This window comes from Moraxella sp. ZY210820 (assembly GCF_030674635.1).
Taxonomy (GTDB): Bacteria; Pseudomonadota; Gammaproteobacteria; order Pseudomonadales; family Moraxellaceae; genus Acinetobacter.
This window is the reverse complement of sequence record NZ_CP089978.1, coordinates 1776831-1789339: the sequence shown is the minus strand read 5'-3', so window position 1 is coordinate 1789339 and position 12509 is coordinate 1776831. Positions and strand designations below refer to the sequence as shown.

The window sequence follows — 12509 nt, the reverse complement described above, 5'->3', positions numbered from 1 at the left end:
GTGTATGACGTATCAATTTAACATGAAATTTTCATGATACGTGGTATGCACCCTATAATCGTGGTAAAATTCTCCCATTCAACCATTTTTAAAGAAGATACATCATGAGCAAAATCCTTTTACCTACTTCAACTGCGGGCAGTTTACCAAAGCCATCTTGGTTGGCTGAGCCTGAAAAATTATGGTCGCCTTGGAAATTTGAAGGCGAAGAATTATTACAAGCAAAAAGAGATGCGTTGTTGGTCTCACTTGCTGAACAAACCGCTGCAGGCATTGATATTGTGAGCGATGGCGAACAAACTCGTCAGCATTTTGTAACCACATTTATTGAACATTTGGACGGTGTGGATTTTAATAAACGTGAAACGGTACGTATCCGTAACCGTTATGATGCTAGCGTACCAAGCGTGGTTGGTGATGTGTCTCGTCCAAAATCAGTTTTTGTTGATGATGCGAGATTCTTACGCCAACATACTGATAAATTGATTAAATGGGCATTACCTGGCCCAATGACTATGATTGATACGTTGTATGATGGTCATTATAAAAGCCGTGAAAAGTTAGCGTGGGAATTTGCCAAAATTCTAAACGAAGAAGCTAAAGAATTAGAAGCAGCAGGTGTGGATATTATTCAATTTGATGAGCCAGCATTTAATGTCTTTTTTGATGAGTTGAATGATTGGGGGATTGCTGCTTTAGAGCGTGCGGTAGAAGGTTTAAAATGTCAAACCGCAGTACATATCTGCTATGGCTATGGCATTAAAGCCAATACCGATTGGAAACAAACACTTGGTTCAGAATGGCGTCAATATGAAGAAAGTTTCCCATTGTTACAAAAGTCTAATATTGATATTATCTCACTAGAATGCCAAAACTCAAAAGTACCAATGGATTTAATTGAGTTAGTGCGTGGTAAAAAAGTGATGCTTGGGGCGATTGATGTAGCAACCAATGAGATTGAAACGCCTGAACAAGTCGCAGATACATTGCGTAAAGCCTTACAATTTGTTGATGCTGAAAATCTGTATCCTTGCACTAACTGTGGTATGGCTCCATTGTCTCGTACTGTGGCTCGTGGTAAGTTGCTTGCACTTTCTGCGGGAGCGAATATTATCCGTGCAGAATTGGCAGGAAAATAATTGGGGCAAATATGGTAGATGTAACCCAATTTAAGGACGCAATGGCACGGCTTGCCACTGCCGTCCATGTTGTAACCACTGACGGTGAAGCAGGGCGACACGGCTTTACCGCATCGGCGGTGTGTAGCGTCACTGATTCACCACCAACACTGTTGGTATGTATGAATGGCAATGCTCGTTCCTATGAACATTTTGTTAAAAACCGTGTGTTAATGGTCAATACTTTGACGGCGGAGCAATCAGAATTATCTAATGTTTTTGCATCGCCTTTAAGTTCAGAAGAGCGTTTTGCAAAAGCCACTTGGACGACTTTACAGACAGGTTCACCATTACTTGACAATGCCTTGATTGGTTTTGATTGTGAAATTACTGATATTAAACAAGTGGGTACACACGGTATTTTAATCTGTAAGATTGTAGCGATAAAACAAGGCGATGAACATCAAGCCTTGGTTTATCGTAATCGTAGTTATCATCGTGTCTAAAGCATTGTGCTTAACCCAGCAAAATAGAAATAAAACTTGGCGAAAGTCAGGTTTTATTTTTTGTGGTATATTTTTCAGATTGCTACCTAGATTCTACTTTTAATCATTTCCAAAACTATTCCTAAAACTTTGCGGACTGACACCAAAACGAGCCTTAAACTGCATTCGCAAATTGCTTGCCGTGCCAAAACCTGTTTTATCTGCGATGATTTCAATCGGCAAATCCGTGCTTTCCAAATAGTCTTGCACTTTTGCCAAACGCTTGGCGGTCAGCCACTGGGTCAAGGTCATATTGGTGGCATTTTTAAAATAGCGATTAAAACTTCTTTTGGATAAATGCACTTTATCAGCCAAATCGTCCAATGTATGTGTTTTATCCAAATTATCGCTTAAAAATCGCAATAAGTCATTGATTTTACTGTCTTTGGTGTGATTCACGATACTAAGCTGGCTAAACTGTGCCTGACCGCCTTCACGATGCGGTGCAGAGACAAACAGTCGTGCCAAATCATTGGCAACACTTGCCCCATACAGTGTACGGATAAAATACAGACAACAATCCATACCTGCATACGCCCCTGCGGAGGTCAAAATATTGCCATCATCAAGATAGAGCTTGTTGTTATCAAGCTTGATGTGGGGAAATTTGTGTTTAAAGGCATTTTCGCCTGCCCAATGGGTAACGACTGTTTTATCCGTCAAAATGTCGGCAAAGGCAAGACCAAAAGCCCCATAGCATAAGGCAATGATTTTTTTACCATTTTGATGGGCGGTTTGTAATTTTTGGGTAAAGGCACGGCTTGGTTTGTCGCCGACCCAACCACTAATGACGATGATGTCGGCATTGTCCATTAAATCCAAATTGCCGTGTGGCGTGATTGTTGCCCCTAATTCCGTACGAATGGCTTTGCCATTGTCGCTCACGATTTGAAAATCAAAGAGCTTTTTGCCCTGATAGGGTGCTTGAAAGACGCTAAACGGAATATTAAACACAAAATCATTACAGCCGTTTTGGGCGTAGAGGGTGAGTTTGGGGAGCGTGATAGTCATTTAATTAATTTTTTGATACATTGCATCGGTTCGCAATACATATTTTGTGCCTTGCTTAATAGTTGCCCCTTCGTGGAATTGAGCGTGATAAAAAATCAATGCACTGCCTTTTCTTGGGTTAATGATAAACTTGGGTTGATTGACATTCAATCGCCCATTCTCTTTGGTAAAAAATTTGGTTTCACCGCCTTGATAATCATCATTTAAATAAAATAATACGGTCAAAAAACTTTTGTAATCATCTTTTTCATAAAATCCGTCCAAATGAGCCTTAAAGCGTTGCCCAGCTTGATAGCGATAATAACGAAAATCATCATTTAATCCCACTAATTGATATTTTTGATTATCGTCATACCATTCATTTGGCAAATATAAATGAATTAACTCAAATAATTGCAATGCTAAATTATCATCTTTAAATTTAATTCTGTCATTATTGCGGATATTTAAATGTGTTTGGCTTTGTCCATTGCCGATATGAATTTGAGCTTGTTCATAACCGTGATTTTCACTTTCATTGATAAGATTTTGACAAAAATCATCTGTTAGGACATTATTAAGTGTAAAAATCAATGGTTGTTGTTGCAAATGAGTAATTATCATTTTATCCATTCTCTATCTTAGGTTATGCTACGCACCATTAACAAATATTGTGTAAAATTGGTGCGTGTTACGCACCTTACCAATTTTTACATTATACCACCTTTCCCACCAAAACAAAATGGCAAAATCCTTGCGATAGTTGGCAATATTGCCTATTTTAGCATAACCAAAAAATCATTAAAATACGCCCAAATCTTAACTTGGAACTTTAAAATGCTAAAAAAACTTACCCTTACCGCTCTTTCCTTAACGATGAGCGTTTCAGCTTTTGCCCTTGACAGCTATCAACATATCCGTAACGCCACCGCCAAGATTGAATATGCTGGGCAGACCTTTTTGGTCGATCCATTTTTTGCCAAAAAAGATTCAATGAAAGGCTTTGAAGGCACATTTAACAGCCATTTACGCTCGCCAATGGTGGCATTACCAATGCCTGTCAGCGAAATCATCAAAGGCGTGGATGCCGTGATTGTTACCCACACCCACGAAGACCATTGGGACGAAACTGCCCAAAAAGCCATTCCAAAGCATTTGCCGATTTTTACCCAAAATGAAGATGATGCCAAGCTCATTCGCTCACAAGGCTTTCAAAATGTACAAGTATTGCACGAAAAATTAACCTTTAATGGTGTGGAGCTCCACAAAACTGGCGGTTCACACGGCACAGAGGCGATGTACGCCAACCCAACCTTTGCCAAAATTTTGGGCGAGGCGATGGGCGTGGTCATCAAAAAAGACGGACATAAAACCGCCTATATCGTGGGCGATACGGTGTGGACGGCGGATGTTAATAAGGCTTTACACAAATACCAGCCCAGTTACATTGTGATGAACACAGGCTACGCTCGTATCAACGGCATTGCAGAGGGCATTATTATGGGGACGGCTGATGTGTTAAAGGCAAGCCAAATCGCCCCAAACGCCAAGCTTATCACCGTGCATATGGACACCACCAATCATAATGCGGTAAGCCGTGAAGATATGCGTAAATTTGTGATTGGCGAGAAATTAACCGATAAAGTCATCATTCCTAATGATGGACAAATCATTGAATTAAAATAACTTTTAACCAAAATGGAGAGAAATATGAAAACTGCTCTTTTAATCATTGATGTACAAAACGAATACTTTGCCTCCGCAGACGGCAAATTTGACCAGTTTAATGTGGACAAAATCGCCCAAGAGATTGCCGATTATGCCCAAACTGCCCAGCAAAATGGCGAACTTGTAATTGGCGTTCAGCACCTGATGGCAGAGGATTATCCGTTATTTGCCAAAGGTGGGGCAGGGGCAGAGCTTCACTCATCGGTCGCTGGGATTTTAGCGGACAAGCCATTGGTACAAAAAGCCCACGCCGACAGTTTTTTAAACACCAATCTGCTTGAAATCTTAAAACAACACGGCATTGAACAAATTGACATCTGTGGGATTATGACTCAAAACTGCGTAACCCATACCGCACTTTCGCCGTTTGCCAAAGATTATAAAATCCGTGTCTTATCCAACCTTTGCACCGCACCGACCGAGCTGATTCATCAAATCGCCTTAGGAGCATTGGCAGATAGAGAATGGATTGAGGTGGTCTAAATTTAATAAAACACCGTTTTTGATAAAAGCGGTGTTTTATTTTGCCATAAAAATACGCACGCTTTTAATCTCATCAACAGATAATTGCCAAAAAGTTGCCTGAATGCTTTTTTGCGAAAATGAATTGGTACTGTATTCTGCACAATAATCCATATCAAAGATTTTTTGCCAACTGTTTTGCATAATCTGGCGAATATTGGGCGGATATAAATGTTTATCACAATAATCAATGTTGGCTTGTTTTAATAAATCATCAAACGAATCATCATCTTTGACATTATCGGCAATATAATATTCATTTAAAACAGCGTGCCATAAATCAAAATCGCTTAATAAGACTTCATTATCCTTTTTTTCAATTTCTAATAAAACGCTTTTTTGACCTTTTATGCCAATGCCTTTAAACCTTAAATCAGGCTTGTTTTTCTTGGCGTTTTGCCATTGATACCACGCCCAAATCGGATAAACATTAGGTATTGGGGGTTTGCCAATTTTATGTGCCATTTGCTCCATTAGCCAATGATAGGCAACTTTAAAATTGTCTTCATTTAACCAATCAATCCGCTCGGCTGTGGCATAAATCACGCCATCGCTCATCAGGGTTTCATACCAATCAAATGGCTGAACTGTCCAAAGTCTCATTGTCTGCCTTATCAAGCACAAACTCCACAAACGCCCGCACAATACTAGACGGATAACGATGGGCGGCATAAATCATCGTCAAATCAAATTTGGGGTTTTCCGTTTCGCCCAAGACTTCCACCAAGCCATTTTCTGCCACGAGTCTATCCACCGTGCTGTCGGCAAGTAGAGCCACTGCTTTGCCCTGTTTTGCCATATATTCAATAGCATAGCTGTCATTGCTGGCAAAAAGATAGGGAATTTCTAGTGCTTGTCTGCCAGTACCTAGCGTGATGACGCTGGCTTCATTTTTTGCCCAAGCGGCAATGGGGAAATTTTTCAAATCCTTGATGGTATTGGGCGTACCCAATCGTGCCAAAAATTTAGGGTGTGCCACCCATTTACTGCCAATTTGCCCCACTTTTTTGGCGATAAACTGTTCGCCGTGTAACTGCCCAATCCGAAACGCCACATCAATGCCGTCTGCCGACAAATCCAAAAGACGGTCGGTCAGCGTGCAATGCACCTGTACTTGTGGATAAGCTGCCTGAAAATCAGCTATCCACGAAAGAACAGGCTCACAAGCAGGCGGTGCAGACAGGCGTAATTTGCCCTTTAAATTGCCTTGCTCTTCAAACAGCACTTCTTTGGCAGTGGCAAGCTGTTCAATGGACAAATGCACCTGTTCATACAGGCGTTGCCCTGCCATTGTGGGTTTAACGCCTGATTTTTGGCGGTCAAAGAGTTGAATATTCAGCTCTTTTTCCAAATCGGCAATTTGACGGCTAATGGTCGCAATCGGCACACCTGTTCGTTCGGAGGCTTTGGAGAGGCTGCCGTGCTGGATAACGGCAACAAAAAGACGGAGGGTGTTGAGGTTCATTTTTGTTTTTCCCATTAAGAAGGAAATAATTCCAAATTCTCAGATTTTGAACGCAGGGCATATCGTATAGGCTTATTTTGTTTAACAACCACATCTTCTTTAATTAAGCGTTCAAGCCATATTCGGATTTGAGAACTGGAAACTGCCAATAATTCAGCCAGCTCTTTTTCTTTTTTAGGTTCTTGCAAATTTTGCTCAATCAGTTTTTTAACCAATAAAAATAACTCTTTTTCTGGAGATAAATCAAGATTCGGATGTGTAATTGATTTATCATTAGGTGATGAATTTGTTTGTGGTTTTGGTGTATTCATATTTGATACAAATTTGCCGTTAAAAATATCTAAAAATGATTGTGTATCTCTTGGATTATCCCACCATAATGCTCCTTTATTTACCAAGGCATTTAATCCTGCATTTTCAGTACCAGTTGAACGGACATAAATCGGAATGTGCTTGTATTTGTCTAATTGCTCAACAGCACCAGCCCAAGTTCCCCCTTTATTTAAATCAGAATTAACAACCAAGCCAATATCCGAAAGTGCATAAATATATTTATTGCGTTGCATTGCATTGCCAACCATAAAACGAGATTTGGGGTCGCACGCAGAAATAAGTACTAAACGATTTTCTTGTAATGCAGAGCGATTTACTGCATTCAAAGCCATTTTCTCCAAACTATCTGCCAACACACCACAAACAACCCCACCAACCTGTAAAGCCTCTTGCATTGCTGCTAAATCTACTCCTTTTGCTCCACCAGAAACGACCATTTTGCCAGATTGTGCAGCTAGGTGAGCAATATTTTGTGTATAAGTAATCAATTCATCATCAATATTGCGAGAGCCTACAATTGCTATCCCACCAAAATTGAGTAAATTAACATCGCCACAACCATATAATATTGGTGGTGCTTGTTCTCCTAAACGAATTTTTAAACGACTTGGGTAAGTTTTATCTGCACGACTGATGACCCAAATATTGCGAGAATGCCAATAATCAAGAGTTTGGCTTAATAAAAAACCTCTTTGTAATAATTGCTGGATTCGCTCATATTCTAATTTTCCATAATCAGCTAAAATATCACTTAATTCGTTACCCAGTAAATCCGCAGGCTGTTTATGATGATTTTTTAAATAAACAGCTAACTGATGATATTCTTTATTGCTTAATAATTTAATATTATTTTGACTTTTTCCCAATAATAATGGTGCAGTTAAAAGTAAAATGACTTTGGTATTATCTGAAATAAACATTTCTTATTCACCTTGATTGCTGGTTTGGGAAAGTACAAGTGGAAAGACTGCACCACTACCATTAAATTTTAAAAGATAGCTACATATGGTTAAAGTCCAACGAGAATCCACCATATCATCAATCAATAAAACGGGTTCTGACAATGGATTATCACTCAACTGAAATACGCCATCTAAATTATGGGCTTGCATATGGCTATTTTGCATCATTTTTTGTGGCTCAGTTTTTTTGATTTTTTGGATAATTGGCATAAATGGTAATCCCAATTTCATTGCCAACCGCCTAGCAAAATCAGGTACCAAAGTAGGGTGTCGCAAAGACGGCACGCAAGTTACCCAAGTTGGTTTTGGATTGGGTTGCCAACGCTCAATCATTTCACAACAGGCATTCACCAATTCATCTGCAAAATGATTATCTTGATACTTTCCTTGTTTGACCAATTTACCCCAGCCAGCATCGCCCCAAATGGATAATGCACGTCCTTCCTCTGCTTGAAAATTTGGATTGATATTACCTTTTTGCGAAAATTGTGTTGAACCACCTGTTGCCCATTTCTTTCTTGGTTCAATAATCACATTACTTCTGTGCAAAAATTCACTGGCTTGTTGAACGAAAGTTGGGTGAATTAAAGTTGGTAATGGTGGTAATTGGGGTGGCATAATTTGTTGTGTATCACCATCAAGTGCATTAACTAAAAATGCCATATGCTGACCAAATGGTAAATCAACATAATTTTTCATTTGCTGATGTTCATTTTTTCTTAATTCTGTGAGGCGATTAACCCTTTGCCAAAAATCAGTAGATAATGTAGCGGAAGTTAATTGCCATTTTGTACCTTGCTTAACCAAAGGTGCTGGCGATTCTAATGATAAGACTTTTAATGCTTTGCTGATTCTGCCTTGACTTAAATTGATGTTGTCTTGCAATTCATTTGATGATAATCCATTTGGCGATTGTTTTAATGCATTTAAAATTTGATTCACTTCATTTGGTTTTGGGAAGGCACTGTCAATAAAAAATTCACTGATTTCATCATCTTCTATACCGCTCAATAAAACGCCATAAGCGTTCGATAATGCTCTTCCTGCTCGTCCAACTTGTTGATAATAAGCAACAACAGAATTTGGCATTTGATAATGAATGACAAATCCCAAATCAGGCTTATCATATCCCATTCCCAAAGCAGTTGTGGCAACCAATGCTTTGACTTGATTATTAAGTAGTTTATCTTCTAATTCAATCCTTTTATCACCACTTTCGCCTGTATAGGCTTCTACATCAAAACCTTGCAATTTAAGCCAATCAGCAACTTGATTGGCGTCTCTTACTGTTAAAGTATAAATAATGCCACTACCTTGTAAATGAGGCAGTTGTTCAGCCAGCCACGCCAAACGCTCAATTTGGCTGGGCAATTTAATCGTTTGTAAGGTTAATGATGGGCGATTTAAATCTCCTCTTGAAACTTCAATATTGGGTCCTAAAATGGCAATAAGGTCATCCATTACACGCTGATTGGCGGTTGCTGTAGTTGCCAAAACACGCAGATTGGGTGGTAAATTTTTAATAATTCGTTCAATTAAACGATAATCTGGACGAAAATCGTGTCCCCAATCTGAAATACAGTGTGCTTCATCAATAACCAATAAACCAATATTTCCAGCAATTTGACTCAAAACATTATTGATAAAGTTCTGATTTGCCAATCGTTCAGGTGAGATTAGAACGATATCCACTTGTCCTGAAATAATCTCTTGTTCTATTTGTTTCCAATCATCGGTATTTTCTGAATTGATGCTTACCGCCTTTAAGCCCATTCTTTTTGCTGCCGCAATTTGGTTACGCATTAACGCTAATAATGGCGAGATAAGTAGCGTAATGCCGGCACCTGATTCTCTTAATAATTGTGTGGCAATAAAATAAACAAAACTTTTACCCCAACCTGTTTTTTGCACTACCAGCAGTCTTTGTGTGCTGGTAACAAGATGAGTAATTGCCTCCTCTTGTCCATCACGAAATTTAGCATTTGGATTACTTGAACCTTGTCTTAATAATTCAAGAGCGCGACTTGGATTAAAGTGCATAATGTGTTATTCCTTGATTGAGATTTTGGATATTATAGATTTTTTTGACAGCTTTTTCAAATGATATATTTCCAAATCCGAAAACCACCTTCCCATTTTCACTCATTCCATCCCAAATCCAAAACCGTTAAAATACGCCCCATTCTTTTCATTCAAATAGGAAAATCCAATGAACCGCATTACCCAAATCTTAAACATCAAACACCCTATCGTCCAAGCCCCAATGTCGTGGCTGACGGACGCCCATCTGGTGGCGAGCGTGGCGGAGGCTGGCGGACTGGGTTTTTTAGCCCCACACGCAGGGCAGACGACCAACCCCACTTCCAACGAAGAAGTTTTAGAGCGTATGCGTAACGAAATCCGCAAGGTCAAAGCCTTGACCGATAAGCCTTTTGGCGTGCCATTTATGTTGTCGTACGATTTTTCGCTGATTCCTTTAATGGTGGATTTGTTTATTGAAGAAGGCGTGCCTGTGGTGCTGGATAACGGCTGGCTTGACCCTGAAATTTATGCCAAACTCAAACAGGCGGGCATTAAAATCATCTGCCGTCTGCATAATCCTAATTTAGCGGACGCACTAAAAGCCCAAAACTTGGGGGCGGATATTTTGGTGCTGACAGGGTTTGATGAGGGCGGTACTTTGCCGATGAAAGAAGTGGGCAGTTTTAATGTGCTTTCAGAATTTGTGGGTAAAGTGGATTTGCCGATGATGCTGGCTGGTGGCATTGCTGATAAAAAAGCGGTACAGGCTGCCTTGATGCTTGGGGCGGAAGGCGTGTGGATTGGTACGGCATTTATCGCGACTTTTGAGTGCCGAAGTCATCAAAAAGTCAAAGAATGGATTGTGAATGCAACGGCTAATGATTTGCTGTTGTTCCGCACCGAGCCGTATTATTACCGCTCTTTGCCGACCGAATTGGCGAAAAAATGCTTTGAAATGAGTGAAAATGGGGCAACCCGTGCCGACATTGCCAAGGTGATGAATGCTGGCACAGGAATGCGTTTGGGTATGTTAGAAGGTAATTTTGACAACGGCTATGTGTCGGTGGGTAATGGTATTTCACAAATTAACAAAATCAAAAGCGTGAAAGAATTGATTGATGAGTTGATGGCTTGATTTAACCATAAACAAACACCGCTTGTAATCATGCAAGCGGTGGTTTTTCTGCAATATTTTACCATTTACTCCCCAACGCTTTTCAACACCTGCACCATTTCTATCCACGCCTCAAACACCTGTGGAATGGGCAAAAGTTTGCCTTGTTCAAAATAATATTTATGGCTTTCAAGGGCGATGGTGGCAAAAATATGGGCTTGGTAATCCCAGTTTTTATCAGCCCAATTTTTATCGTCTGATGTTATCCGTTTGGCGTGGGCGATAAAGGCGTTTTTTAACAGCGTGTGCATATCGTCATACAAATGATGGCGTGGGGTTTTGATTTGCCAAAGTGCCAAAATCAGCCGTCTTTTTTCCAATAAGCGATTGCCGATGGTTTGCATAAATCGCAGTAAATTATCGCTTTCAAAACGCTTTTTGAGCAGGTCTTGATATTCCGCTTTCACTTCTTTTATCAATTTGCCGACCAAATCGCTTTTGCCCGAATAATAACGGTAAAAAGTGGTGCGGTTAATCAAGGCTTTTTCAATGATTTCTTGGACTTGCACTTTTTCAAACGGTTTTTCATCTAATAATTCAATCAAAGCGTTTTGGATTGCCAGATGGGTTTTAACGACCCTTAAATCGGTATTGAACTCGTTCATCTTTTTTTTAAAATAAGCATACATTTTTAATATTTTATCTGTATATCCTGTTAAATACAAGCTATTTTTATCATTTTTCTAAGATTATTTTTTTGACAAATTAATTGTTTATTTATATAATAAATACTTGTCATATATGAAAGTAAAAACAGACTATTTTTAATATCTTATTTTACTTTTTGATTTTTTATAAGCCTTTATATTGACAAAATAAATTGCAATTCAATCTAATTAGCCTATCACATAGAATATAATATTATTGATATGATACATATGAATAATGAGTTTTTAATACGCCAAGCAATCCAATATTTAGATGGGTTATTAAAGAATAATCGTGCCGATGAACTGGATTTATTCTATTCTATTGATGAATTACAACATTGTTGGTTTATTAAAGAGAATTTAAATAAGACATATTCAATCATCTTTATCATCATTCTCATTGTGTGGCAAAATATGAGCTTATATTTGATGAAAATAAGCAAATCATAGATGAGTTTTTTATCACATATTAAGTATTGATTTAACTTAGAATAAAAAAGTGTTTCATAATGATAGATATTCTTGTAGATAAAAAATATGACATCAATCAAGCAAGCAATCTAATGATGAATTTGTTTGAACTTGATAAAAATAAGATTGTGGTTTGTCAAATTGATGAACTGGATAAAATGACTGTTTCTGATGATATTTCTTGTTTGTGTGTTATATCTGATGTGAATGGCGATGTTCATTCTCTATTATCGCTGTACATTATTGAGATGGGTTTTGAATTATTGGTTCAAAAATTAAGTGAATTATCTGCCGTCTTTGAAAATGCTTTCTTTGTTCCTTATGGCGATTTTAATGAGTATTTAAAAATACAGAACAAATCCGTAAAAACCGTTGTTCTTGATGCAGAACATTCTGATGATAAGTTTATCTATTTTCTGACTTAATCCAAATCAATCCACAAAAAAAATAAAAACCCAAATCATTTGAGTTGGGTTTTTATTTTCAAAATATCCATACATTTTTTACTATTTTATCCGTATATCCTATT

At 38.6% G+C, this 12509-nt stretch carries 14 protein-coding genes; 7 read left to right on the top strand and 7 right to left on the bottom strand.

The window, feature by feature from the left end:
- Positions 1-104 precede the first annotated feature (104 nt).
- Entirely contained in the window at positions 105-1139 is a 1035-nt protein-coding gene (locus tag LU301_RS08920; RefSeq protein ID WP_305270018.1) for a methionine synthase, read from the top strand.
- 11 nt (positions 1140-1150) lie between these two features.
- On the top strand, positions 1151-1624 hold the full coding sequence (locus LU301_RS08915; protein WP_305270016.1) for a flavin reductase: 474 nt from the start codon (positions 1151-1153) through the stop codon (positions 1622-1624).
- Positions 1625-1723: 99 nt separating this feature from the next.
- Here LU301_RS08915 and LU301_RS08910 read toward each other — a convergent pair whose 3' ends face one another.
- Together LU301_RS08910 and LU301_RS08905 are read right to left on the bottom strand one after the other, a co-directional pair.
- Entirely contained in the window at positions 1724-2674 is a 951-nt protein-coding gene (locus LU301_RS08910; RefSeq protein WP_305270014.1) for a GlxA family transcriptional regulator, read from the bottom strand.
- Positions 2675-3286 (bottom strand): 2OG-Fe(II) oxygenase, encoded by a 612-nt coding sequence (locus tag LU301_RS08905; RefSeq protein ID WP_305270012.1) that lies wholly within the window; start codon positions 3284-3286, stop codon positions 2675-2677.
- A gap of 204 nt (positions 3287-3490) precedes the next feature.
- Here LU301_RS08905 and LU301_RS08900 point away from each other — a divergent pair, with 204 nt between their 5' ends.
- Together LU301_RS08900 and LU301_RS08895 are read left to right on the top strand one after the other, a co-directional pair.
- Positions 3491-4339 carry an MBL fold metallo-hydrolase gene (locus tag LU301_RS08900; RefSeq protein ID WP_305270010.1) on the top strand — a complete coding sequence of 283 codons (849 nt, stop codon included), beginning with the start codon at positions 3491-3493 and terminating at the stop codon, positions 4337-4339.
- Positions 4340-4363: 24 nt separating this feature from the next.
- A complete protein-coding gene (locus LU301_RS08895; protein WP_305270008.1) occupies positions 4364-4864 on the top strand; it encodes an isochorismatase family protein in 501 nt (166 codons plus the stop codon).
- 36 nt (positions 4865-4900) lie between these two features.
- Here the strand turns inward: LU301_RS08895 and LU301_RS08890 are convergent, their stop codons facing one another.
- From LU301_RS08890 to LU301_RS08875, 4 genes are read right to left on the bottom strand one after another with little or no spacing between them, the layout of a single operon-like run.
- On the bottom strand, positions 4901-5506 hold the full coding sequence (locus tag LU301_RS08890; RefSeq protein WP_305270006.1) for a DUF3841 domain-containing protein: 606 nt from the start codon (positions 5504-5506) through the stop codon (positions 4901-4903).
- On the bottom strand, positions 5478-6368 hold the full coding sequence (locus tag LU301_RS08885) for a LysR family transcriptional regulator (protein WP_305270004.1): 891 nt from the start codon (positions 6366-6368) through the stop codon (positions 5478-5480). The genes LU301_RS08890 and LU301_RS08885 overlap by 29 nt, the downstream gene beginning before the upstream one ends.
- A gap of 14 nt (positions 6369-6382) precedes the next feature.
- Positions 6383-7621, bottom strand: a complete 1239-nt coding sequence (locus LU301_RS08880; RefSeq protein ID WP_305270002.1) for a DNA-processing protein DprA — start codon at positions 7619-7621, stop codon at positions 6383-6385.
- Between the two features lie 3 nt (positions 7622-7624).
- Positions 7625-9703, bottom strand: a complete 2079-nt coding sequence (locus LU301_RS08875) for a RecQ family ATP-dependent DNA helicase (protein ID WP_305270000.1) — start codon at positions 9701-9703, stop codon at positions 7625-7627.
- A 169-nt stretch (positions 9704-9872) separates the two neighbouring features.
- Here LU301_RS08875 and LU301_RS08870 point away from each other — a divergent pair, with 169 nt between their 5' ends.
- Positions 9873-10820, top strand: a complete 948-nt coding sequence (locus tag LU301_RS08870; protein ID WP_305269998.1) for an NAD(P)H-dependent flavin oxidoreductase — start codon at positions 9873-9875, stop codon at positions 10818-10820.
- A gap of 65 nt (positions 10821-10885) precedes the next feature.
- Here LU301_RS08870 and LU301_RS08865 read toward each other — a convergent pair whose 3' ends face one another.
- A complete protein-coding gene (locus tag LU301_RS08865) occupies positions 10886-11464 on the bottom strand; it encodes a TetR/AcrR family transcriptional regulator (RefSeq protein WP_305269996.1) in 579 nt (192 codons plus the stop codon).
- A 273-nt stretch (positions 11465-11737) separates the two neighbouring features.
- Here LU301_RS08865 and LU301_RS08860 point away from each other — a divergent pair, with 273 nt between their 5' ends.
- Both LU301_RS08860 and LU301_RS08855 read left to right on the top strand, forming a co-directional pair.
- Positions 11738-11959 carry a hypothetical protein gene (locus tag LU301_RS08860; protein ID WP_305269994.1) on the top strand — a complete coding sequence of 74 codons (222 nt, stop codon included), beginning with the start codon at positions 11738-11740 and terminating at the stop codon, positions 11957-11959.
- Between the two features lie 59 nt (positions 11960-12018).
- Complete coding sequence (locus LU301_RS08855) at positions 12019-12405, top strand: hypothetical protein (RefSeq protein ID WP_305269992.1); 387 nt, start codon at positions 12019-12021, stop codon at positions 12403-12405.
- Positions 12406-12509 lie beyond the last annotated feature (104 nt).

Coding starts and splice junctions, on each gene's coding strand:
- LU301_RS08920 (WP_305270018.1), top strand. CDS start 105: ATGAGCAAAATCCTTTTACCTACTTCAACTGCGGGCAGTTTACCAAAG.
- LU301_RS08915 (WP_305270016.1), top strand. CDS start 1,151: ATGGTAGATGTAACCCAATTTAAGGACGCAATGGCACGGCTTGCCACT.
- LU301_RS08910 (WP_305270014.1), bottom strand. CDS start 2,674: ATGACTATCACGCTCCCCAAACTCACCCTCTACGCCCAAAACGGCTGT.
- LU301_RS08905 (WP_305270012.1), bottom strand. CDS start 3,286: ATGGATAAAATGATAATTACTCATTTGCAACAACAACCATTGATTTTT.
- LU301_RS08900 (WP_305270010.1), top strand. CDS start 3,491: ATGCTAAAAAAACTTACCCTTACCGCTCTTTCCTTAACGATGAGCGTT.
- LU301_RS08895 (WP_305270008.1), top strand. CDS start 4,364: ATGAAAACTGCTCTTTTAATCATTGATGTACAAAACGAATACTTTGCC.
- LU301_RS08890 (WP_305270006.1), bottom strand. CDS start 5,506: ATGAGACTTTGGACAGTTCAGCCATTTGATTGGTATGAAACCCTGATG.
- LU301_RS08885 (WP_305270004.1), bottom strand. CDS start 6,368: ATGAACCTCAACACCCTCCGTCTTTTTGTTGCCGTTATCCAGCACGGC.
- LU301_RS08880 (WP_305270002.1), bottom strand. CDS start 7,621: ATGTTTATTTCAGATAATACCAAAGTCATTTTACTTTTAACTGCACCA.
- LU301_RS08875 (WP_305270000.1), bottom strand. CDS start 9,703: ATGCACTTTAATCCAAGTCGCGCTCTTGAATTATTAAGACAAGGTTCA.
- LU301_RS08870 (WP_305269998.1), top strand. CDS start 9,873: ATGAACCGCATTACCCAAATCTTAAACATCAAACACCCTATCGTCCAA.
- LU301_RS08865 (WP_305269996.1), bottom strand. CDS start 11,464: ATGAACGAGTTCAATACCGATTTAAGGGTCGTTAAAACCCATCTGGCA.
- LU301_RS08860 (WP_305269994.1), top strand. CDS start 11,738: ATGAATAATGAGTTTTTAATACGCCAAGCAATCCAATATTTAGATGGG.
- LU301_RS08855 (WP_305269992.1), top strand. CDS start 12,019: ATGATAGATATTCTTGTAGATAAAAAATATGACATCAATCAAGCAAGC.